Genomic DNA, 21,665 nt, shown 5'->3' with positions numbered 1-21,665 from the left:
GGCCTACGGCGATGTGCTTTTGTAGGCCGGATAAGCGAAGCGCCATCCGGCACTCCCCTAGCTCCGACGAATCCGTCGTTGCGTATAAATCGCATCCATCACGAAAATTGCCAGCGCCACCCAGATAAAGGCGAAGGTGACCATTTTATCCGCTCCCGGCACTTCACCGTAGAACGTTACCGCCAGCAGGAACATCAGCGTTGGCCCTATATACTGGAAAAAGCCCAGCGTGGACAGACGTAGACGGGTTGCCGCACCGGTAAAGCACAGCAGCGGGATTGTGGTCACGACACCCGCAGCAATCAGCAGCAGATTAAGCGACATGGGGTTCTGACCCATATGGCTGGTCGGGCTGTCTGCGATACCAAACAGATAGATGGCCGCAACGGGCAAGAGCCACAGGGTTTCGATCAGCATGCCGGTTTGCGCTTCGACAGCGATTTTCTTGCGTACCAAACCATAAAAAGCAAAGCTGAATGCCAGCCCCAGCGCAATTATTGGCAGGGAGCCAAAGGTCCATAGCTGCACCAGCACGCCACAAGCGGCTAATAAGACCGCAAGCCACTGCATACGACGGAAGCGTTCTCCGAGGAAAATCATCCCCAACACGATATTCACCAGCGGGTTAATAAAGTAACCGAGGCTGGCTTCCAGCATATGGTGGTTATTGACCGCCCAGATAAAGAGCAGCCAGTTTCCGCCGATTAGGACCGCCGAGAGCGCCAGCAGAAAAATCTTCTTTGGCGTTTGCAGCAGCGTTTTGACACCTGACCATTGGCGACTAACGCTCATCAGCGCCACCATAAAGAAAAATGACCAGATAACGCGGTGCGTCAGGATCTCATCCGCCGGGACGTAGTAAATCAGTTTGAAGTAGGCGGGAGCGATACCCCAAATAAAATAGGCAGCAAGAGCGAGTAACACGCCCTGCCGCGTTTGTTTAGCATCCATTGGGAGAACTCATTGCAGAAAAGTAACCGTAGTTTACCTTTTTTCAGGCGCTTACCCCACCATATAAGTGGCAGTTGCACTGGCGATATAAAGCTGTTCTTCGTTATGCAGTTCCACCCGTGCGACTGCCACTTTATTGCCTGCTCGCAGCAGACTGCTGGTGGCCGTAAAGCGATTCCCTCTGCCTGGTCGCAGGTAATCAACGCGCAGATCGATGGTGCCCATTCGTGACATGCGCTGGCGTAACTCGTCCTCGCTGATGGTCTCGTGGCGGGTTAGCGTACTGCCAACGCACACCAGCCCGGCGGCAACGTCCAGCGCTGAGGCGATCACCCCGCCGTGCAGGATGCTTTGTGCCCAGTTGCCGACCATCATCGGTTGGTTATTAAACGCTAATTGCGCAAATTCTTTTTCATAACGTTCCAGTTCCAGCCCCAATGCCCGATTAAACGGCATATGATAGACAAACATTTCACCCACTAATTTAAGGGCTTGCTCAGCAGTAAGAACAGCAGACATACGATCCCGATACCTTATTGGTTAATGAAATGTTGATATTATGCTTATTATTTGTTGTTTTCTACTTTAGGACGGGATAACTAACGAGGAACTAGCTAAGTATGTAGAATACTTGGCAGATAATTATACAATTCATCAATATTTTGGTTCAGGAGAACACTACCGATGCGGGCGATTCTGGGTTGGTTACTACCAGCAGTCATGCTGCCGTTGACCGCGTATGCGCAGGAAGCGACAGTGAAAGAGATTCATGATGCACCAGCAGTGAGAGGCAGTATTATCGCCAATATGCTGCAAGAACACGATAATCCTTTCACGCTGTACCCCTATGACACCAACTATCTCATCTACACCAATACCAGCGACATGAACAAAGAGGCGATCAGCAGCTATAACTGGTCGGATAATGCGCGCAAAGATGAGGTTAAGTTTCAACTAAGCCTGGCATTTCCGCTTTGGCGCGGGATTTTGGGCCCGAATTCAGTGCTCGGTGGTTCATATACTCAGAAATCCTGGTGGCAGCTTTCTAATAGTGAAGAGTCTTCACCGTTTCGTGAAACTAACTACGAGCCACAGCTGTTTCTGGGTTTCGCCACGGATTATCGCTTTGCTGGCTGGACGCTACGTGATGTCGAAATGGGCTATAACCATGATTCAAATGGCCGATCCGATCCCACCTCGCGCAGCTGGAACCGCCTGTACACTCGTCTGATGGCTGAAAATGGCAACTGGCTGGTGGAGGTTAAACCGTGGTACGTCATCGGCAGCACTGACGATAACCCCGACATCACCAAATACATGGGCTACTACCAGCTGAAAATGGGCTATCACCTCGGTGATGCCGTCATCAGCGTGAAAGGCCAGTACAACTGGAATACCGGTTACGGTGGTGCTGAAATCGGCGCGAGCTACCCGATCACTAAGCATGTTCGCTTCTACACCCAGGTCTATAGCGGCTACGGCGAATCGCTGATCGACTACAATTTCAATCAGACGCGTGTGGGTGTGGGTGTGATGCTCAACGATATCTTCTGATAGGTTTGATAGCATTTTAATCATTGCAGTTTCTCTCTCAGGCGCTGAAAATAGCGCCTGTTTTTCTTTAAGGCTAATGGGGTTAATGTGGCGCAGGCGGAAGTGTTGAATCTGGAAATGGGCGCTAAACAGGTTTTGCAGGAAACCTTTGGCTACCAACAGTTTCGCCCTGGGCAGGAAGAAATCATCGATACTGTGCTTTCTGGTCGCGACTGCCTGGTCGTCATGCCGACCGGTGGTGGTAAATCCCTGTGCTATCAAATCCCCGCATTATTGCTGAACGGACTCACCGTTGTTGTCTCGCCGCTTATTTCCCTGATGAAAGATCAGGTCGACCAATTATTAGCAAACGGCGTGGCGGCGGCATGTCTGAACTCTACCCAAAGTCGTGAACAGCAGCTTGAGGTCATGGCTGGCTGTCGCAGCGGGCAAATTCGTTTGCTGTACATTGCGCCCGAACGTTTGATGCTGGATAACTTCCTCGAACATCTGGCGCACTGGAATCCGGTGTTGCTGGCCGTTGATGAAGCGCACTGCATCTCGCAATGGGGGCACGATTTCCGCCCCGAGTACGCTGCGCTGGGCCAGTTACGTCAGCGTTTCCCAACCCTGCCGTTTGTAGCGCTGACCGCGACCGCGGATGACACCACCCGCCTGGATATTGTGCGTCTGCTGGGGTTGAACGATCCGCTCATTCAGATCAGCAGTTTTGACCGGCCAAATATTCGCTACATGCTGATGGAGAAGTTTAAGCCGCTCGATCAGCTGATGCGCTACGTGCAAGAGCAGCGCGGTAAGTCCGGCATTATCTATTGCAACAGCCGCGCTAAAGTAGAAGACACCGCTGCGCGTCTGCAAAGCCGCGGCATCAGCGCGGGGGCCTATCATGCCGGGCTGGAAAACAGTGTACGTGCTGAAGTGCAGGAGAAATTCCAGCGCGATGACCTGCAAATCGTGGTGGCGACTGTAGCGTTCGGGATGGGAATCAACAAACCTAACGTACGCTTTGTGGTGCATTTTGATATCCCGCGTAACATCGAATCCTATTACCAGGAAACCGGCCGCGCCGGGCGTGACGGCCTGCCTGCGGAAGCGATGCTGTTTTACGATCCGGCTGATATGGCATGGCTGCGCCGTTGCCTGGAAGAAAAACCAGCCGGGCAGTTACTGGATATTGAACGGCATAAACTCAATGCGATGGGAGCGTTTGCCGAGGCGCAAACCTGTCGTCGTCTGGTATTGCTGAATTATTTTGGTGAAGGGCGTCAGGAGCCGTGCGGCAACTGCGATATTTGCCTCGATCCGCCAAAACAGTACGATGGCTTAATGGATGCGCGTAAGGCGCTGTCGACAATCTATCGCGTCAACCAACGCTTTGGTATGGGGTATGTCGTGGAAGTCTTACGCGGAGCCAATAACCAACGTATTCGCGAGCTGGCCCATGACAAGCTGCCGGTCTATGGCATTGGTCGTGAACAGAGCCATGAACATTGGGTGAGCGTTATTCGCCAGCTTATTCATCTTGGGCTGGTGACGCAGAATATTGCCCACCACTCCGCGTTACAGTTAACCGAAGCCGCGCGTCCGGTGTTGCGCGGTGATGTTGCGTTACAGCTGGCCGTGCCGCGTATCGTGGCGCTGAAACCGCGTGCGATGCAGAAATCCTTTGGCGGCAACTACGACCGCAAGCTCTTCGCCAAATTGCGTAAGCTGCGTAAAGCGATTGCCGATGAAGAAAATATCCCGCCGTACGTGGTTTTCAATGATGCGACGCTGATAGAAATGGCCGAGCAGATGCCGGTTTCTCCGAGCGAAATGTTAAGCGTCAACGGCGTGGGCATGCGTAAACTTGAGCGTTTCGGCAAAGAGTTTATGGCGCTTATTCGTGCACACGTTGATGGCGACGACGAAGAGTAGTCAGCCGGGCAAAAAAGTGCCAGGATGGTGACTCACTGAACTATTTCCCCCGCGAGTCATTTTTATGTTAACGCTATTTTTCACCGTTGCGTTGGTGCATATCGTTGCACTGATGAGTCCCGGTCCCGATTTTTTCTTTGTCTCTCAAACGGCTGTGAGCCGTTCGCGTAAAGAAGCGATGATGGGTGTGCTGGGTATTACCTGTGGCGTCATGGTATGGGCTGGCGTGGCACTGCTCGGTTTACACCTGATCATCGAAAAAATGGCCTGGCTGCATACCATTATTATGGTCGGCGGGGGGCTGTATCTGTGTTGGATGGGCTACCAGATGCTGCGCGGCGCGTTTAAAAAACAGGACGTTGCTGCTCCCACTCCACAGGTTGAGCTGGCGCAGAGCGGACGCAGCTTTTTAAAAGGTCTGCTCACCAATCTGGCGAACCCTAAAGCCATTATCTACTTTGGCTCCGTGTTCTCATTGTTCGTTGGCGATAACGTAGGAACGGGCGCACGTTGGGGGATCTTTGCCCTCATTATCGTGGAAACGCTGGCGTGGTTTACCGTGGTCGCCAGCCTGTTTGCACTGCCGAAAATGCGTCGTGGTTATCAGCGTCTGGCGAAGTGGATCGATGGTTTTGCCGGTGCGCTGTTCGCGGGCTTCGGTATTCACCTGATTATTTCGCGCTAATTTACCAGCAGGCCGGATAAGCGTTAGCGCCATCCGGCACTCACATCACGCATGCCTTGCCGACGCCAGCAGGGCACCTATCAGCATAAACAGTGAACCAAACACCTTGTTCAGCGCCTTCATTTGCTTTGGCCCCTTAATCCAGCCCGCAATGCGGGTGGCCAGCGTCGCGTAACCGATCATCACAATGATATCGACCACGATGGTGGTGATACCAAGCACCACATACTGCATGACCTGAGGTTCTTGCGGCATGATGAACTGTGGGAACAGGGCGGCGAGAAACACAATGCTTTTAGGGTTGGTCAGGTTAACGAAAACCGCCCTTTTGAACAGGCGGCTGCGTGTTTGCGTGTTTGCCATGGTGTTCAGATCGATAGCGCCCGCTGCCCGCCATTGCTGAATGCCTAACCAAATCAAATAGGCCGCTCCCGCCCACTTCAGCACTTCAAACGCGATGACTGAGCGTGAGAACAGTGTCCCCAGCCCAACGCCAACCAGTACGATATGAATGGCAAGCCCGGTCTGCAAACCGGCAATCGACGCGCTGGCGCCACGATAGCCATGGCTGATGGCGGTTGTCATGGTATTGATTGCGCCAGAGCCCGGAGACAAGCTCAAAATAATAGAGGTCAGCAGGTAGGCGAACCACCATTCAAAGGTCATGAGAAACTCCCGGATTGTCTATTTTTATGCCACAATACGCTACTGCCGTTGCGTTGTATCAGGCTCGGCGAAAAAAACGATTTTACTTGGTCAGCGAGGCTGGATACCCGATGTTTCAGCAGCAAAAAGACTGGGAAACAAGAGAAAACGCGTTTGCCGCTTTTTCCATGGGGCCACTGACAGATTTCTGGCACCAGCGGGAGGAAGCGGAGTTTACGGGTGTAGATGATGTTCCCGTACATTTTGTTCGCTTTCGTGCCGAAAAAAACGATCGCGTCATCGTTGTCTGTCCTGGGCGCATTGAAAGCTATGTGAAATACGCTGAGCTGGCGTATGACCTGTTTCATTCTGGTTTTGACGTACTCATTATCGATCACCGTGGTCAGGGGCGTTCCGGGCGGATGCTATCGGACCCACATCGTGGTCATGTCGATAACTTTAATGACTACGTCGATGATTTAGCCGCCTTCTGGCAGCAGGAAGTACAACCTGGCCCGTGGCGAAAACGCTATATACTGGCGCATTCCATGGGCGGCGCGATTGCCACGCTGTTCCTGCAGCGCCATCCAAATCAATGTGATGCCATTGCGCTTTGTGCGCCCATGTTTGGTATCGTGATGCGTTTTCCCGACTGGATGGTGCGCCACATTCTTGACTGGGCCGAAGGGCATCCGCGCATCCGTGAAGGCTATGCGATGGGGACCGGCCGCTGGCGGGCGCTGCCATTCGGTATGAATGCGCTTACCCATAGTCGACAGCGCTATCGGCGTAACCTACGCTTCTACGCAGATGATCCACGGTTACGTGTGGGTGGCCCTACCTATCACTGGGTGCGTGAAGGCATTCAGGCGGGCGAACAGGTTCTGGCCGGAGCGGGTGATGACGCAACGCCAGCGCTGCTTATTCAGGCCGAAGAAGAGCGTGTGGTGGATAACCGCATGCACGATCGTTTTTGTGAACTCCGCGCTGCAGCAGGCCATCCGGTAGAAGGAGGTCAGCCGCTTGTCATAAAAGGCGCGTACCATGAGATCCTTTTCGAAAAGGACGCCATGCGCTCAGTCGCGCTTAACGCCATTGTTGATTTTTTCAACAGGCATAACTCATCCAGCGGAACTCGCTTTTCCTAGAGGTTTAATTTTCTTATGTATCAGGTTGTTGCGTCTGATTTAGACGGTACGCTGCTTTCTCCCGACCATACTTTGTCCCCTTATGCCAAAGAGACGCTGAAACTTCTGACGGCTCGCGGTGTTCACTTCGTGTTTGCCACTGGTCGTCATCATGTTGATGTGGGGCAAATTCGCGATAACCTCGGCATTAAAACCTACATGATCACGTCCAACGGTGCCCGCGTGCACGATCCTGACGGAAATCTGGTGTTTTCCCACAACCTGGATCGCGACATTGCCAGCGATCTGTTTGGTGTTGTGAACGCCAACCCGGATATCGTGACGAACGTTTACCGCGATGATGAGTGGTTCATGAACCGCCACCGCCCGGAAGAAATGCGTTTCTTTAAAGAGGCGGTATTCAATTATTCACTGTTTGAACCTGCGCTGCTGGAGCCGGAAGGCGTCAGCAAAGTGTTCTTCACCACCGATTCTCACGAAAGATTGCTGCCGCTGGAACAGGCGATTAACGCCCGCTGGGGCGATCGTGTGAACGTCAGTTTCTCCACACTGACGTGCCTGGAAGTGATGGCAGGTGGCGTGTCGAAAGGCCATGCGCTGGAAGCTGTGGCGAAAGCGATGGGCTATAGCCTGAAGGACTGTATTGCCTTCGGCGACGGTATGAACGACGCGGAGATGCTCTCCATGGCAGGCAAAGGCTGTATCATGGGCAACGCGCATCAACGCCTGAAGGATCTGCATCCGGAACTGGACGTGATTGGCCTCAATGCCGACGATGCCGTGCCGCATTATCTGCGTGAGCTTTTTCTGCAGTAACGTTGTTGTTCGTTAGTTGACCAGTTGTCAACCGTGTTCTTCGCTACAATGGGTGACCTTTTGTTAAGAGACATCCATTGTGGCGTTACTCATCATTACCACAATTCTGTGGGCCTTCTCCTTTAGCCTGTTTGGCGAGTACCTTGCCGGTCATGTCGATAGCTATTTTGCGGTGCTGGTGCGCGTTGGGCTGGCGGCGTTGGTGTTTTTACCGTTTTTGCGTACCCGTGGGCACAGCGTAAAAACAATCGCGCTGTATATGCTGGTGGGCGCCATGCAGCTTGGCATCATGTATATGCTGAGTTTCCACGCCTATCTGTATCTGACGGTTTCAGAGTTGCTGCTCTTTACCGTTCTGACACCGTTGTACATTACGCTAATTTATGACCTGATGAGCGGGCGCCGTTTACGTTGGAGCTATGCGTTCAGCGCACTACTGGCGGTAATTGGTGCAGGGATTATCCGTTACGATCAGGTGACCAGCCACTTCTGGACCGGCCTGCTGCTGGTACAGCTTTCTAACATTAGCTTTGCCATCGGTATGGTGGGTTACAAACGCCTGATGGAAACGCGCCCGATGCCACAACACAACGCCTTTGCCTGGTTTTATATGGGCGCCTTTATGGTGGCGGTCGTGGCCTGGTTCATGCTGGGCAATGCGCAGAAAATGCCTGCAACTACGCTACAGTGGGTAATTCTGGTGTTTCTTGGCGTGGCGGCGTCCGGCATTGGTTACTTTATGTGGAACTACGGCGCGACGCAGGTGGATGCCGGTACGTTGGGTATTATGAACAATATGCATGTGCCGGCGGGGCTGCTGGTCAACCTGGCTATCTGGCACCAACAACCGCACTGGCCAAGCTTTATCATTGGCGCGGCTGTGATAGTGGCTTCACTGTGGGTACATCGTAAGTGGGTCGTTCCGCACTCCGCACAAACGGCAGGTGGTCACAGGCGTGATTCCGCGCTGAACGAATAAACGCTTCTGTTACCGGCTGGCGCTGTTCTCCGTCGCGCACGGCGGCGTACAGTCGGCTCCACAGCCCATCGCCCAGGGTTTTGGTTACGACCAGACCCTGGCGTTCAAAACTCTCTACTACCCAGTGCGGCAAAGCCGCGATACCCATTTTTGCGGCAACCATCTGAATCAGCAGCAGTGTGTTATCCACGCTCTTCAGCGATGGGCTAACGCCTGCGGGCTGCAGGAAATGCCGCCAGACATCCAACCGACTACGCTGCACCGGATAAATAAGCAGGGTTTCGCTGGCCAAATCTTCCGGTGTGATTTGCGTTTTGCTGGCCAGCGGATGGTCGGGGGCCAGGATCAGGCGTACTTCAAAATCGAACATCGGTGAATAGTGCAATCCGCTGCGCGGCAGAATATCGGATGTCATCACCAGATCCAGCTCATCCTGCTGTAACGCCGGTTGCGGATCGAAGGTCACGCCGGATTTAAAATCCATCTCCACCTGCGGCCAGTTGGCACGAAAATTCTCCAACGCGGGCGTCAGCCACTGAATGCAACTGTGGCATTCAATCGCGATACGTAATCGGGTTTGCTGCGGTTCGTTGCATGCCTGTAGCGCGCGACCTATTTGCGGCAATACCTGGTTTGCCAACTGGAGCAGAATTTCACCCTGTGGCGTAAAACGCAAAGGTTGGCTCTTGCGGACAAAAAGCCGAAAGCCAAGGCGCTGCTCCAGATCGCTGAACTGGTGAGAAAGGGCGGATTGCGTCTGATGCAACGTGGCCGCTGCTGCAGCCAGAGAGCCACTGTTCCGCAACGCCTGGAGCGTTTTCAGGTGTTTAATCTCGATCATGAAAGTCCTTCACTTCGGCATGAACAAATTGCGCTTGAGGAATATACAGTAACTGGCAAATATGGATGTGTAAACATCTGGACGGCTAAAATCCTTCGTCTTTTAAATTTATGGTGCGTTGGCTGCGTTTCTCCACCCCGGTCTCTTACTTCAGTAAGCTCTTGGGGATGAGCAAACTTGCCGCCTTCCCTAAATTCAAAATCAATAGGATTTACATATAATTAGAGGAAGAAAAATGACAATATTGAATCACACCCTCGGTTTCCCTCGCGTTGGCCTGCGTCGCGAGTTGAAAAAAGCGCAAGAAAGTTACTGGGCGGGTAATTCTTCCCGTGAAGAGTTGCTGACCGTTGGCCGCGAGCTGCGTGCCCGCCACTGGGATCAGCAGAAGCAGGCGGGCGTTGACCTGCTGCCGGTGGGTGATTTTGCCTGGTACGATCACGTGTTGACCACCAGCCTGCTGTTGGGTAACGTTCCGGCTCGTCATCAAAATAAAGATGGCTCCGTTGATATTGACACCTTATTCCGTATTGGCCGTGGCCGCGCACCGACGGGTGAACCGGCGGCGGCGGCAGAAATGACCAAATGGTTTAATACCAACTACCACTACATGGTGCCGGAGTTCACCAAAGGTCAGCAGTTCAAACTGACCTGGACCCAACTGCTGGATGAAGTGGACGAAGCGCTGGCACTCGGCCACAAGGTAAAACCCGTACTGCTTGGCCCGGTAACTTACCTCTGGCTGGGTAAAGTGAAGGGTGAGCAGTTCGATCGCCTGAGCCTGCTGAACGACATTCTACCGGTTTACCAGCAGGTGCTGGCTGAGCTGGCGAAACGCGGTATTGAGTGGGTGCAAATTGATGAGCCAGCGCTGGTGCTGGAACTGCCGCAGGCGTGGCTGAATGCCTTCAAACCGGCATACGATGCGCTGACCGGCCAGGTGAAGCTACTGCTGACCACTTATTTTGAGGGCGTGACCCCGAATCTGGACACCATCACCGCGCTGCCGGTGCAGGGTCTGCATGTTGACCTGGTCCATGGTAAGGATGATGTCGCCGAGTTGCATAAGCGCCTGCCTGCCAACTGGCTGCTGTCTGCGGGTCTGGTAAATGGTCGTAACGTCTGGCGCGCCGATCTCAGCGAAAAATACGCACAAATTAAAGATATCGTCGGGAAACGTTCGCTGTGGGTAGCCTCTTCCTGCTCCCTGCTGCACAGCCCAATTGACCTGAGCGTTGAAACCCGCCTGGATGCCGAAGTGAAGAGTTGGTTTGCCTTCGCGCTGCAAAAATGCGGTGAGCTGGCGCTACTACGTGATGCGCTGAACAGCGGCGATACCACGGCGCTGGTTGAATGGAGCACACCGATTCAGGCGCGTCGCCACTCCACCCGTGTACACAACGCCGCAGTGGAAAAACGTCTGGCGGCGATCACCGCCCAAGACAGCCAGCGCGCCAACGCTTACCCGGTTCGCGCCGAGGCGCAACGTGCCCGCTTTAATCTGCCGGCATGGCCGACCACCACGATCGGCTCATTCCCGCAAACCACCGAAATTCGCGGTCTGCGCCTGGACTTCAAAAAGGGCAACCTGGATGCCGGCAACTACCGTACAGGGATCGCAGAACATATCAAACAGGCGATTGTTGAGCAGGAACGTCTGGGCCTCGACGTACTGGTACACGGTGAAGCTGAACGTAACGACATGGTCGAATACTTTGGCGAACATCTGGACGGCTTCGTCTTTACCCAGAATGGTTGGGTGCAGAGCTACGGCTCACGCTGCGTGAAACCGCCGGTGGTGATTGGCGACGTCAGCCGCCCGGAAGCGATTACCGTTGAGTGGGCTAAATACGCGCAGTCGCTGACTGACAAACCGGTTAAAGGCATGCTGACCGGACCGGTGACCATTCTTTGCTGGTCGTTCCCGCGTGAAGATGTGACCCGTGAAACGATCGCGAAACAGATTGCGTTGGCGTTGCGTGATGAAGTGGCAGATCTGGAAGCGGCGGGTATCGGTATTATTCAGATTGATGAACCTGCACTGCGTGAAGGCCTGCCGCTGCGTCGCAGTGACTGGGCGGCATATCTGGAATGGGGCGTTGAAGCCTTCCGCATCAACGCAGCGGTGGCGAGGGATGAAACTCAGATCCACACCCATATGTGTTACTGCGAGTTTAACGACATCATGGATTCCATTGCCGCGCTGGATGCGGACGTGATCACCATCGAAACCTCACGCTCTGATATGGAACTGCTCGAGTCGTTTGAAGAGTTCGATTACCCGAACGAAATCGGGCCGGGCGTCTATGATATTCACTCACCGAACGTCCCGAGCGTGGAGTGGATTGAAGCCCTGCTGAAGAAAGCGCAACAGCGTATTCCGGCTGAGCGTCTGTGGGTGAACCCGGACTGTGGCCTGAAAACGCGCGGCTGGCCGGAAACTCGGGCTGCGCTGGCTAATATGGTCAAAGCTGCGCAGAATCTGCGTCAGGCTTAACGAAACGTAGGCCCGGTAAGCGAAGCCGCTCCGGGCAATAGGTCGGGTAGCGGTTTTGCCTTACCCGACCGACTCGATTATCTCTTCTCACCGTATTGCGCAAACCACTCCAGCATTCTCTGCCAGCCATCTTTCGCGGACTCTTCGTGATAGCTCGGGCGATAATCGGCATTAAACGCATGGCCAGCATCGGGATAGACGACGATTTCCGCTTTAGCATTGGCGGCTCGTAATGCCTGACGCATGGTTTCCACGCTGTCCTGTGGAATACTGGTATCCTGACCGCCATACAGTCCCAAAACGGGAGCGTTCAGATCGGTGGCAATATCGACAGGGTGTTTGGGGGAGTTCAGCGTTTTATCGCCAACCAATTTGCCATACCACGCCACCGCCGCTTTTAGCTGTGGATTGTGTGCGGCATACAGCCAGGTAATACGCCCACCCCAGCAAAAACCCGTCATCATTAATTGATGCACATCGCCGCCGTTGCGGGAGGCCCAACTGGCAACATGGTCCAGATCCGCCAAAACCTGTGAGTCGGGAACTTTCGCCACCAGGCCGCTTAGAAGCGTCGGGATATCGGCAAAGTCACTGGGATCGCCCTCGCGAAAATAGAGTTCGGGTGCAATAGCCAGATAACCTTCCAGCGCCAGTCGACGGCAAACATCACGAATGTGCTCATGAATACCAAAAATTTCCTGCACAACAATGACGATGGGCAGCGGACCATCGGTCTGTTGCGGTCGTGCGTGATACGCAGGCATATCATCGCCTTGTGATGGAATTGATGTCACTCCGGCGATAATCGCGTTATCCGGGGTGTGAACCGTCGTGGACGACGGTGGGGATACAGCAGGTGCAAAACCAGATTGTCGTGTTGTCATGGTATTCTCCGTACCCTTAAATATTGTGCAAAATAGCGCATTGTTAACTATAGACACATGCAACGAACCACATTGCCTCAAACGGTCTATCTTTTGTGCAAGGCTTCCTTACATTGCGCCATTAATGTGATGACTATCACTATTTCACGGTAAATCAATGCAATTGATTTCCGTCATAGTGATGACTGTCACGAAAAGATGTTTATGCCTTCGGTAAAGTGTGTTTTTGCTTCTTCTGACAAAACCGATTCACAGAGGAGTTTTTATGTCTAAGTCTGATGTTTTTCATCTCGGCCTCACTAAGAACGATTTACAAGGGGCCCAGCTCGCTATCGTCCCTGGCGACCCGGAGCGTGTGGAAAAGATCGCCGCGCTGATGGATAAGCCGGTCAAGCTGGCATCTCATCGCGAGTTCACTACCTGGCGTGCTGAGCTGGATGGTAAAGCCGTGATCGTTTGCTCTACCGGTATCGGCGGCCCGTCCACCTCCATCGCCGTGGAAGAACTGGCGCAACTGGGCATCCGTACCTTCCTGCGTATCGGTACGACTGGCGCTATTCAGCCGCATATCAACGTGGGTGATGTACTGGTGACTACCGCATCTGTCCGTCTGGATGGTGCGAGCCTGCACTTCGCACCAATGGAATTCCCGGCCGTTGCGGACTTCGAGTGCACCACCGCGCTGGTGGAAGCGGCGAAATCTATCGGTGCGACTACCCACGTAGGTGTTACCGCGTCTTCAGACACCTTCTACCCGGGCCAGGAGCGTTATGACACCTTCTCTGGTCGCGTCGTGAGCCGTTTCAAAGGCTCTATGGAAGAGTGGCAGTCGATGGGCGTCATGAACTATGAAATGGAATCTGCTACGCTGCTGACCATGTGCGCAAGCCAGGGTCTGCGTGCCGGTATGGTCGCGGGTGTTATCGTAAACCGTACTCAGCAAGAGATCCCGAATGCAGAAACGATGAAGCAAACGGAAAGCCACGCGGTGAAAATCGTGGTAGAGGCCGCGCGTCGTTTACTGTAATTCTCCCTTCTATTCAAAAAGGCCGACGCGTTCGGCCTTTTTATTTTGCGTAGTACCTCGCAGGAAATTCCTTTTAAACTGGACGTTTATACAGCACAATTCTATTTTGTGCGGGTAAGTCGTTGCTGTAAGGGGGCGTTGTGGATATTTCAATTATGATGAGTGCCGTGCTGGCATTAGCCGCAGGGCTGCTGGTGGGCTGGCTGGCGACAAAAGCGCGCGCCGATCAGATCCGCGCAGACCTCATCGAAGAACGACGAGAACTGGATATTGCCCTCAGTGCAGCTCGGCAACAGCTCTCGCAAGAAGCCCACTGGCGCGACGAATGCGAGCTGCTGAATAACGAACTTCGCAGCCTGCAAAGTATCAATACCTCACTGGAGGCCGATCTCCGGGAAGTCACCACCCGTCTGGAAGCAACGCAACAGCATGCGGAAGATAAAATTCGCCAGATGATCAACAGCGAACAGCGCCTGAGCGAACAGTTTGAGAATCTGGCGAACCGCATTTTCGAGCACAGTAATCGCCGCGTCGATGAGCAAAACCGCCAAAGCCTGAACAGCCTGCTTACACCATTACGCGAACAGCTGGACGGTTTTCGCCGCCAGGTTCAGGATAGCTTTGGTAAAGAGGCTCAGGAGCGCCATACCCTGGCACACGAAATTCGTAATCTCCAGCAACTGAACGCGCAGATGGCGCAGGAAGCCGTTAACCTGACGCGGGCATTAAAAGGTGATAACAAAACACAGGGCAACTGGGGAGAGGTGGTACTTACGCGGGTACTGGAGGCGTCCGGTCTGCGTGAAGGCTATGAATATGAAACTCAGGTCAGCATTGAGAATGACGCACGATCGCGGATGCAACCGGATGTTATTGTCCGATTGCCGCAGGGCAAAGACGTGGTGATCGACGCGAAAATGACGCTGGTGGCCTATGAACGCTACTTTAACGCAGAAGATGACTACACCCGAGAAAGTGCGTTACAGGAGCATATTGCCTCCGTGCGTAACCATATTCGTCTGCTGGGCCGCAAAGACTACCAGCAGTTGCCGGGGTTACGTACGCTGGACTATGTGCTGATGTTTATCCCGGTTGAGCCCGCTTTTCTGCTGGCGCTGGACAGGCAGCCCGAACTGATTACCGAAGCGCTTAAAAATAACATTATGCTGGTCAGCCCGACGACGTTGTTGGTGGCATTACGTACGATCGCTAACCTGTGGCGCTATGAGCATCAAAGCCGCAATGCGCAACAAATTGCGGATCGGGCCAGTAAACTTTATGACAAGATGCGCCTGTTTGTGGATGATATGTCGGCAATCGGCCAAAGCCTGGATAAAGCCCAGGATAACTACCGACAGGCAATGAAGAAGCTCTCTTCGGGGCGTGGAAATGTCTTATCGCAGGCGGAAGCCTTCCGCGGCTTAGGCGTGGAAATTAAGCGCGAGATAAATCCTGAACTGGCTGAACAAGCCACGACCCAGGATGAAGAGTTCCGCTTACGCTCGGTCCCGGGAGCGCAGCAAGACGTGACTTACCCCGATGAAGAGGCGGTAAATCAGCAATCAAACTAGCCCGTTTGGGGTAGTGGAACCCGGCAGAAGGGTAGGGCAAATGGGCCCAATCTGTTACACTTCTCGAACATTTTTTGGATGAGCAGGCACTGAGATGGTGGATAATTCACAAGAAACGACGCACTTTGGCTTTCAGACCGTCGCTAAAGAGCAGAAAGCTGACATGGTGGCCCACGTTTTTCATTCTGTGGCGTCTAAATATGACGTTATGAATGACTTAATGTCATTTGGCATTCATCGTTTGTGGAAGCGCTTCACCATTGACTGTAGTGGCGTGCGTCGTGGACAAACCGTTCTGGATTTAGCGGGCGGCACGGGCGATCTGACGGCGAAATTTTCTCGCATGGTTGGTGAAACCGGTAAGGTTATTCTGGCAGATATCAATGACTCAATGCTCAAAATGGGCCGCGAAAAGCTGCGCAATATTGGCGTGATTGGTAACGTTGAATATGTCCAGGCAAATGCTGAGGCACTGCCGTTCCCTGACAATACCTTTGATTGCATCACCATTTCTTTCGGCCTGCGTAACGTTACGGATAAAGAGAAAGCGCTACGCTCGATGTATCGTGTGTTGAAACCTGGTGGGCGCTTACTGGTGCTGGAATTCTCTAAACCGATCATCGAACCGCTGAGCAAAGCGTATGATGCGTACTCTTTCCATATTCTGCCACGTATTGGTTCGATGGTTGCGAGCGACGCAGATAGTTACCGCTATTTGGCTGAGTCCATCCGTATGCATCCCGATCAGGACACGTTAAAAGCAATGATGCAAGATGCCGGGTTTGAAAGTGTTGATTACTACAACCTAACGGCAGGTGTTGTTGCGCTGCATCGTGGTTACAAGTTCTGACAGGAGGACCGGGGATGCCTTTAAAACCCTTAGTGACCGCTGGCGTTGAAAATCTGCTCAACACCTTTCTGTATCGTTCACCTGCGCTAAAATCAGCCCGAACGCGTTTGCAGAGCAAGGTACTGCGTGTTGATCTCAAAGGATTTTCTACGCCGTTAGTCCTGGTGTTTAGTGAGCGCCAGGTCGATGTGCTGGGGGCATGGGAAGGCGAAGCAGATTGCACCGTGATCACACATGCCAGCGTGTTACCGAAATTACGCGACCGGCAGCAGCTCACCACGCTTATTCGTAGCGGCGAACTGGAAGTGCAGGGCGATATTCAGGTGGTGCAGAACTTTGTGGCTCTGGCTGACCTGGCGGAATTTGACCCTGCAGAGCTATTAGCTCCTTATACCGGTGATATCGTCGCGGAAGGCGTTAGCAAAGTCCTGCGTGGTGGCGCGAAGTTCCTGCGTCGTGGCATTCAACGTCAGCAACGTTATGTTGCCGAAGCGATCACTGAAGAGTGGCGTATGGCCCCTGGCCCGCTTGAAGTTGCATGGTTTGCGGAAGAAACGGCAGCGGTTGAGCGCGCGGTCGAATCTCTGGCCAGACGGCTGGAAAAACTGGAGGCCAAATGACGCCAGGAGAAGTACGGCGCCTTTATTTCATCATTCGCACTTTTTTAAGCTACGGTCTTGATGAACTCATCCCCAAAATGCGTATTACGCTGCCGCTCCGTTTGTGGCGTCACACATTGTTTTGGATGCCAAACCGACATAAAGATAAGCCGCTGGGTGAAAGGCTGAGACTGGCTTTGCAGGAATTGGGGCCGGTGTGGATCAAATTTGGTCAAATGCTTTCCACCCGTCGTGATCTGTTTCCGCCGCATATCGCCGATCAGTTGGCCCTGTTGCAGGATCGGGTTGCTCCATTCGATGGGCAACGAGCAAAAGAACAAATTGAAGAAGCAATGGGTGGGCTACCTGTTGAAGAGTGGTTTGATGATTTTGAGATCACACCACTGGCATCTGCGTCTATTGCTCAGGTGCATACCGCGCGACTGAAGTCGAATGGCAAAGAGGTGGTGATCAAGGTTATTCGTCCGGATATTCTGCCGGTAATCAAAGCCGATTTAAAACTGATCTATCGCCTTGCTCGCTGGGTTCCTCGCCTGTTGCCGGACGGTCGTCGTCTGCGGCCAACAGAAGTGGTCCGTGAATATGAAAAAACATTGATCGACGAGCTGAACCTGCTGCGTGAGTCGGCAAACGCCATTCAACTGCGACGCAATTTTGAAGACAGCCCGATGCTGTACATCCCGGAAGTGTATTCCGACTATTGCAGTCAGAACATGATGGTGATGGAGCGTATTTACGGTATCCCTGTTTCGGATGTTGCAACGCTAGAGAAGAACGGCACCAACATGAAGCTGTTGGCCGAGCGTGGTGTTCAGGTCTTCTTTACCCAGGTATTCCGCGACAGTTTTTTCCATGCCGATATGCACCCTGGTAACATTTTCGTCAGCTATGAGCACCCTGAAAACCCGAAATACATCGGTATTGATTGCGGGATCGTGGGCTCATTAAATAAAGAAGATAAGCGCTATCTGGCTGAAAACTTTATTGCGTTTTTTAATCGCGATTACCGTAAGGTTGCCGAGCTACATGTCGATTCTGGTTGGGTTCCTCCCGATACCAATGTTGAAGAATTTGAATTTGCCATTCGTACCGTGTGTGAGCCGATCTTCGAAAAGCCGCTGGCAGAGATCTCCTTTGGTCACGTGTTGTTGAATCTGTTCAATACGGCGCGTCGATTTAATATGGAAGTCCAGCCTCAACTGGTGTTGTTACAGAAGACGCTGCTGTATGTTGAGGGTGTTGGCCGACAGCTCTATCCTCAGTTGGATTTGTGGAAAACGGCCAAGCCTTTCCTTGAATCCTGGATCAAAGATCAGGTAGGTATTCCGGCGCTTGTCAGGGCATTTAAAGAAAAAGCACCGTTCTGGGTCGAAAAAATGCCAGAAATACCTGAACTGGTGTATGACAGTTTGCGCCAGGGCAAATATTTACAGCACAGTGTTGATAAGATTGCGCGCGAGCTTCATGCGAATCACGTACGTCAGGGACAATCCCGTTATTTATTGGGTATTGGCGCAACGTTGCTGTTAAGTGGGACATTCCTGCTGGTAAGCCGTCCTGAGTGGGGGCTTATGCCTGGCTGGTTAATCGCGGGTGGTGTTATCGCCTGGCTGATCGGCTGGCGCAAAATGCGCTGATTTTTTCATCGCCCAAGGCAGGTCGTGTAACGTATACTACGGCCTTATTAATTCATCATCTATGACAGAGGAACATGTATGGGTGGTATCAGTATTTGGCAGTTGTTGATCATTGCCGTCATCGTTGTACTGCTATTTGGCACCAAGAAACTCGGCTCCATCGGTTCCGACCTTGGCGCGTCGATTAAAGGCTTCAAGAAAGCGATGGGTGATGATGAACCTAAGCAGGATAAAACCAGCCAGGACGCTGATTTTACCGCTAAATCCATCACCGATAAGCAGGGTGAAGTGAAGAAAGAAGACGCCAAAAGCCAAGATAAAGAGCAGGTATAATCCGTGTTTGATATCGGTTTTAGCGAACTGTTATTGGTGTTCGTTATCGGCCTCATCGTACTGGGGCCACAACGTTTGCCAGTGGCAGTAAAAACGGTCGCGGGCTGGGTTCGTGCGCTGCGCTCTCTTGCAACTACCGTGCAGAATGAACTGACCCAGGAGCTTAAGCTTCAGGAGTTTCAGGACAGCCTGAAGAAAGTAGAGAAAGCGAGCCTGACAAATTTAACGCCGGAGCTGAAAGCATCGATGGATGAGCTGCGCGAAGCGGCGGAGTCGATGAAGCGTTCTTACAGTGTGCACGATCCTGAGAAAGCGAGCGATGAAGCGCACACTATCCATAACCCTGTGGTGAAAGGAAGTGAAGCGCAGCACGAGGGGGTTACCCCTGCTACTGCTGAAGGACAGGCCAGTTCGCCGGAGCAAAAACCGGAATCCACGGGTGCTGACACGCCGGAGTTGAAGGAAACTGCTTCCGTTACGTCGATGGACGCGGAAAAGAAACCTGCTGCACCTGCTGTCGAATCCTCACCCTCGTCGAGTGATAAACCGTAAACATGTCTGTAGAAGATACTCAACCGCTCATCACGCATCTTATTGAGCTGCGTAAGCGACTCCTGAACTGCATTATTGCGGTTATGGTGATCTTTCTGGCGTTGGTTTATTTTGCCAACGACATTTACCATATGGTTGCGGCACCGCTGATTAAGCAGATGCCTCAGGGTGCAACGATGATCGCCACCGATGTGGCTTCACCGTTCTTTACCCCGATAAAGCTAACCTTTATGGTGTCGCTGATCCTGTCGGCACCTGTGATCCTGTACCAGGTATGGGCATTCATTGCGCCTGCTTTGTATAAGCATGAACGCCGCCTTGTTGTGCCGCTGCTGGTCTCAAGTTCGCTGTTGTTCTATATCGGGATGGCATTCGCCTATTTTGTCGTCTTCCCGCTGGCGTTTGGCTTCCTTGCCAACACAGCTCCGCAAGGCGTGCAGGTTTCGACAGACATTGCCAGTTATCTCAGCTTTGTCATGGCGCTGTTTATGGCGTTTGGTGTCTCTTTTGAGGTTCCTGTCGCCATCGTGCTGCTATGCTGGATGGGTATTACGACGCCAGATGATTTACGTAAGAAACGTCCTTACGTAGTTGTCGGGGCATTTGTCGTAGGGATGTTACTGACTCCACCAGATGTCTTCTCGCAAACGCTGTTGGCGATACCGATGTACTGCCTGTTCGAGGTGGGTGTGTTCTTCTCTCGTTTCTATGTCGGTAAGCGACGTACGCGAGATGAGGACAACGAGGCTGAAGAAGCAAAAGAAGCCGACGCCACCGAGAAAACCGAAGAGTAAATTCAGCCGCCCGTCAGGGCGGTTGTCATATGGGAGGAAGCATGTTTGATATTGGCGTTAATCTAACCAGTTCACAATTTGCGAAAGACAGGGATGAGGTTGTAGCACGCGCTTTTGCTGCCGGTGTAAACGGCATGCTTCTGACCGGAACAAACCTGCATGAAAGCCAGCAGGCGCTAAAGCTGGCACAGCATTATCCACATTGCTGGTCCACTGCAGGCGTCCATCCGCATGACAGTAGCCAATGGCAATCCTCAACAGAGGCGGAAATTATTGCACTGGCGAACCAGTCCGAAGTGGTCGCCATTGGTGAATGCGGCCTGGATTTCAATCGTAATTACTCCACTCCACAGGAACAGGAACGGGCTTTTGAGGCGCAATTGCGTATTGCCGCTGAATTGCAGATGCCTGTTTTCATGCATTGTCGGGATGCCCACGAACGTTTTCTGACGCTGCTGGAACCTTGGCTGGACAGCCTTCCCGGCGCAGTGCTGCACTGTTTCACTGGCTCGCGCCAGGAGATGCAGGACTGCGTGGACAGAGGGCTTTATATCGGGATTACCGGATGGGTCTGCGATGAGCGTCGGGGTATGGAACTACGGGAGCTACTGCCTTTTATCCCGGTGGAAAGGCTACTGATAGAAACAGACGCGCCCTATTTACTCCCACGCGATCTGGCCCCGAAGCCGACTTCCCGACGTAATGAACCTGCACACCTGCCGCATATTCTTGAGCGTATTGCGCACTGGCGCGGGGAAGACCCTCAGTGGCTATCAACGGCAATTGATGCCAACGTCAGAACGTTATTCGAAGTGACCTTCTGAGTCTGTTTATATCTTTCGAAAGCCGGTGTTTTTCACGCTCTGCTTAACCTCTTTATTCAACAGGTTAAGCAGGAGCATGGAACGCGCTTCGCCGTCGGGTTCGGTGAAAATCGCCTTCAACCCTTCAAATGCCCCTTCAGTGATAATTACGCTGTCGCCAGGATGTGGCGTTTCCGGGTCTACAATCCCCTCGGGCTTGTAGATAGAAAGCTGGTGAATGACGGGAGAGGGGACGGTGGCTGGTGTTGCCCCAAAACGTACAAAATGGCTGACGCCACGTGTCGCATTGATGGTCGTGGTGTGGATCACTTCCGGATCGAATTCGACAAACATGTAATTAGGGAAAAGTGGCTCACTGACTGTGGTACGTTTACCACGCACCATTTTTTCCAGGGTGATCATTGGCGTCAGACAGTTTACTGCTTGTCTTTCCAGGTGTTCCTGGGCACGCTGAAGTTGCCCGCGTTTGCAGTACAGTAAATACCAGGCTTGCATAATAACTCTTATCCGCTTGTTCTGAGCGCAAGCATAGCAAAAGTC

The 21,665-nt window shown here is 52.8% G+C and carries 22 protein-coding genes; 16 read left to right on the top strand and 6 right to left on the bottom strand.

Translation table 11 applies throughout. The annotated features are described in order from the left end of the window. Positions 1-57: 57 nt before the first annotated feature. Positions 58-951 (bottom strand): EamA family transporter RarD, encoded by an 894-nt coding sequence (rarD, locus tag HV261_RS02000; protein WP_202037306.1) that lies wholly within the window; start codon positions 949-951, stop codon positions 58-60. 51 nt (positions 952-1,002) lie between these two features. Beyond that, entirely contained in the window at positions 1,003-1,470 is a 468-nt protein-coding gene (gene yigI / locus HV261_RS01995; RefSeq protein ID WP_005133301.1) for an acyl-CoA thioesterase YigI, read from the bottom strand. A 165-nt stretch (positions 1,471-1,635) separates the two neighbouring features. Between yigI and pldA the strand changes: the two genes are divergently transcribed. The 3 genes from pldA (at position 1,636) to rhtC (ending at position 5,107) form a co-directional block, all read left to right on the top strand. Next, positions 1,636-2,505 carry a phospholipase A gene (gene pldA, locus HV261_RS01990; protein ID WP_137383162.1) on the top strand — a complete coding sequence of 290 codons (870 nt, stop codon included), beginning with the start codon at positions 1,636-1,638 and terminating at the stop codon, positions 2,503-2,505. 87 nt (positions 2,506-2,592) lie between these two features. Next, positions 2,593-4,422, top strand: a complete 1,830-nt coding sequence (gene recQ, locus HV261_RS01985; RefSeq protein ID WP_202037305.1) for an ATP-dependent DNA helicase RecQ — start codon at positions 2,593-2,595, stop codon at positions 4,420-4,422. 64 nt (positions 4,423-4,486) lie between these two features. Further along, on the top strand, positions 4,487-5,107 hold the full coding sequence (rhtC, locus tag HV261_RS01980; protein WP_003828942.1) for a threonine export protein RhtC: 621 nt from the start codon (positions 4,487-4,489) through the stop codon (positions 5,105-5,107). Positions 5,108-5,152: 45 nt separating this feature from the next. Here the strand turns inward: rhtC and rhtB are convergent, their stop codons facing one another. Further along, positions 5,153-5,773 carry a homoserine/homoserine lactone efflux protein gene (rhtB, locus tag HV261_RS01975; protein WP_202037304.1) on the bottom strand — a complete coding sequence of 207 codons (621 nt, stop codon included), beginning with the start codon at positions 5,771-5,773 and terminating at the stop codon, positions 5,153-5,155. Positions 5,774-5,883: 110 nt separating this feature from the next. On the opposite strand from rhtB, the gene pldB reads away from it, so the two are divergent. The 3 genes from pldB (at position 5,884) to HV261_RS01960 (ending at position 8,695) form a co-directional block, all read left to right on the top strand. Further along, entirely contained in the window at positions 5,884-6,900 is a 1,017-nt protein-coding gene (pldB, locus tag HV261_RS01970; RefSeq protein WP_137383159.1) for a lysophospholipase L2, read from the top strand. 15 nt (positions 6,901-6,915) lie between these two features. Further along, positions 6,916-7,716: a sugar/pyridoxal phosphate phosphatase YigL gene (gene yigL, locus HV261_RS01965; protein WP_202037303.1), complete on the top strand. Its 801-nt coding sequence runs from the start codon at positions 6,916-6,918 to the stop codon at positions 7,714-7,716. A gap of 79 nt (positions 7,717-7,795) precedes the next feature. Then, entirely contained in the window at positions 7,796-8,695 is a 900-nt protein-coding gene (locus HV261_RS01960; RefSeq protein ID WP_202037302.1) for a carboxylate/amino acid/amine transporter, read from the top strand. On the opposite strand, the gene metR is transcribed toward HV261_RS01960, so the two are convergent. Continuing rightward, positions 8,583-9,536, bottom strand: coding sequence for an HTH-type transcriptional regulator MetR (gene metR / locus HV261_RS01955; RefSeq protein ID WP_202037301.1), 954 nt, complete (start codon positions 9,534-9,536; stop codon positions 8,583-8,585). The two genes, HV261_RS01960 and metR, sit on opposite strands and share 113 nt — an antisense overlap. A 235-nt stretch (positions 9,537-9,771) precedes the next feature. Between metR and metE the strand changes: the two genes are divergently transcribed. After that, positions 9,772-12,033 carry a 5-methyltetrahydropteroyltriglutamate--homocysteine S-methyltransferase gene (gene metE / locus HV261_RS01950; RefSeq protein WP_202037300.1) on the top strand — a complete coding sequence of 754 codons (2,262 nt, stop codon included), beginning with the start codon at positions 9,772-9,774 and terminating at the stop codon, positions 12,031-12,033. Between the two features lie 77 nt (positions 12,034-12,110). Here metE and HV261_RS01945 read toward each other — a convergent pair whose 3' ends face one another. Beyond that, positions 12,111-12,917 (bottom strand): dienelactone hydrolase family protein, encoded by an 807-nt coding sequence (locus HV261_RS01945; protein WP_137383154.1) that lies wholly within the window; start codon positions 12,915-12,917, stop codon positions 12,111-12,113. A gap of 265 nt (positions 12,918-13,182) precedes the next feature. Here HV261_RS01945 and udp point away from each other — a divergent pair, with 265 nt between their 5' ends. The 9 genes from udp (at position 13,183) to tatD (ending at position 21,125) form a co-directional block, all read left to right on the top strand. Further along, positions 13,183-13,944, top strand: coding sequence for a uridine phosphorylase (gene udp / locus HV261_RS01940; protein WP_006686084.1), 762 nt, complete (start codon positions 13,183-13,185; stop codon positions 13,942-13,944). A 140-nt stretch (positions 13,945-14,084) separates the two neighbouring features. Further along, a complete protein-coding gene (rmuC, locus tag HV261_RS01935) occupies positions 14,085-15,515 on the top strand; it encodes a DNA recombination protein RmuC (protein WP_202037299.1) in 1,431 nt (476 codons plus the stop codon). A 94-nt stretch (positions 15,516-15,609) separates the two neighbouring features. After that, positions 15,610-16,365, top strand: a complete 756-nt coding sequence (gene ubiE, locus HV261_RS01930; protein ID WP_202037298.1) for a bifunctional demethylmenaquinone methyltransferase/2-methoxy-6-polyprenyl-1,4-benzoquinol methylase UbiE — start codon at positions 15,610-15,612, stop codon at positions 16,363-16,365. Between the two features lie 14 nt (positions 16,366-16,379). Further along, positions 16,380-16,985: a ubiquinone biosynthesis protein UbiJ gene (gene ubiJ / locus HV261_RS01925; protein WP_202037297.1), complete on the top strand. Its 606-nt coding sequence runs from the start codon at positions 16,380-16,382 to the stop codon at positions 16,983-16,985. Next, the gene (ubiB, locus tag HV261_RS01920) at positions 16,982-18,622 is read left to right on the top strand and encodes a ubiquinone biosynthesis regulatory protein kinase UbiB (protein WP_202037296.1); all 1,641 of its coding nucleotides are present in this window, start codon (positions 16,982-16,984) and stop codon (positions 18,620-18,622) included. Before ubiJ ends, ubiB begins: the two co-directional genes overlap by 4 nt. A 78-nt stretch (positions 18,623-18,700) precedes the next feature. Beyond that, a complete protein-coding gene (gene tatA / locus HV261_RS01915) occupies positions 18,701-18,955 on the top strand; it encodes a Sec-independent protein translocase subunit TatA (protein WP_003017888.1) in 255 nt (84 codons plus the stop codon). 3 nt (positions 18,956-18,958) lie between these two features. Continuing rightward, positions 18,959-19,507, top strand: a complete 549-nt coding sequence (gene tatB / locus HV261_RS01910) for a Sec-independent protein translocase protein TatB (RefSeq protein WP_202037295.1) — start codon at positions 18,959-18,961, stop codon at positions 19,505-19,507. Between the two features lie 2 nt (positions 19,508-19,509). Next, positions 19,510-20,301 carry a Sec-independent protein translocase subunit TatC gene (gene tatC, locus HV261_RS01905; protein ID WP_137383148.1) on the top strand — a complete coding sequence of 264 codons (792 nt, stop codon included), beginning with the start codon at positions 19,510-19,512 and terminating at the stop codon, positions 20,299-20,301. A gap of 41 nt (positions 20,302-20,342) precedes the next feature. Beyond that, entirely contained in the window at positions 20,343-21,125 is a 783-nt protein-coding gene (tatD, locus tag HV261_RS01900; RefSeq protein WP_202037294.1) for a 3'-5' ssDNA/RNA exonuclease TatD, read from the top strand. 6 nt (positions 21,126-21,131) lie between these two features. On the opposite strand, the gene rfaH is transcribed toward tatD, so the two are convergent. Continuing rightward, a complete protein-coding gene (gene rfaH / locus HV261_RS01895; protein ID WP_137383146.1) occupies positions 21,132-21,620 on the bottom strand; it encodes a transcription/translation regulatory transformer protein RfaH in 489 nt (162 codons plus the stop codon). Positions 21,621-21,665: the final 45 nt, after the last annotated feature.

The sequence above is a fragment of the Citrobacter sp. RHBSTW-00671 genome, assembly GCF_014103415.1.
Lineage (GTDB): Bacteria > Pseudomonadota > Gammaproteobacteria > Enterobacterales > Enterobacteriaceae > Citrobacter.
Note: the sequence above shows the minus strand (reverse complement) of the source record. Positions and strands in the feature narration are given on the sequence as shown.

Coding starts and splice junctions, on each gene's coding strand:
- rarD (WP_202037306.1), bottom strand. CDS start 951: ATGGATGCTAAACAAACGCGGCAGGGCGTGTTACTCGCTCTTGCTGCC.
- yigI (WP_005133301.1), bottom strand. CDS start 1,470: ATGTCTGCTGTTCTTACTGCTGAGCAAGCCCTTAAATTAGTGGGTGAA.
- pldA (WP_137383162.1), top strand. CDS start 1,636: ATGCGGGCGATTCTGGGTTGGTTACTACCAGCAGTCATGCTGCCGTTG.
- rhtC (WP_003828942.1), top strand. CDS start 4,487: ATGTTAACGCTATTTTTCACCGTTGCGTTGGTGCATATCGTTGCACTG.
- rhtB (WP_202037304.1), bottom strand. CDS start 5,773: ATGACCTTTGAATGGTGGTTCGCCTACCTGCTGACCTCTATTATTTTG.
- pldB (WP_137383159.1), top strand. CDS start 5,884: ATGTTTCAGCAGCAAAAAGACTGGGAAACAAGAGAAAACGCGTTTGCC.
- yigL (WP_202037303.1), top strand. CDS start 6,916: ATGTATCAGGTTGTTGCGTCTGATTTAGACGGTACGCTGCTTTCTCCC.
- metR (WP_202037301.1), bottom strand. CDS start 9,536: ATGATCGAGATTAAACACCTGAAAACGCTCCAGGCGTTGCGGAACAGT.
- metE (WP_202037300.1), top strand. CDS start 9,772: ATGACAATATTGAATCACACCCTCGGTTTCCCTCGCGTTGGCCTGCGT.
- HV261_RS01945 (WP_137383154.1), bottom strand. CDS start 12,917: ATGACAACACGACAATCTGGTTTTGCACCTGCTGTATCCCCACCGTCG.
- udp (WP_006686084.1), top strand. CDS start 13,183: ATGTCTAAGTCTGATGTTTTTCATCTCGGCCTCACTAAGAACGATTTA.
- ubiE (WP_202037298.1), top strand. CDS start 15,610: ATGGTGGATAATTCACAAGAAACGACGCACTTTGGCTTTCAGACCGTC.
- ubiJ (WP_202037297.1), top strand. CDS start 16,380: ATGCCTTTAAAACCCTTAGTGACCGCTGGCGTTGAAAATCTGCTCAAC.
- ubiB (WP_202037296.1), top strand. CDS start 16,982: ATGACGCCAGGAGAAGTACGGCGCCTTTATTTCATCATTCGCACTTTT.
- tatA (WP_003017888.1), top strand. CDS start 18,701: ATGGGTGGTATCAGTATTTGGCAGTTGTTGATCATTGCCGTCATCGTT.
- tatC (WP_137383148.1), top strand. CDS start 19,510: ATGTCTGTAGAAGATACTCAACCGCTCATCACGCATCTTATTGAGCTG.
- tatD (WP_202037294.1), top strand. CDS start 20,343: ATGTTTGATATTGGCGTTAATCTAACCAGTTCACAATTTGCGAAAGAC.
- rfaH (WP_137383146.1), bottom strand. CDS start 21,620: ATGCAAGCCTGGTATTTACTGTACTGCAAACGCGGGCAACTTCAGCGT.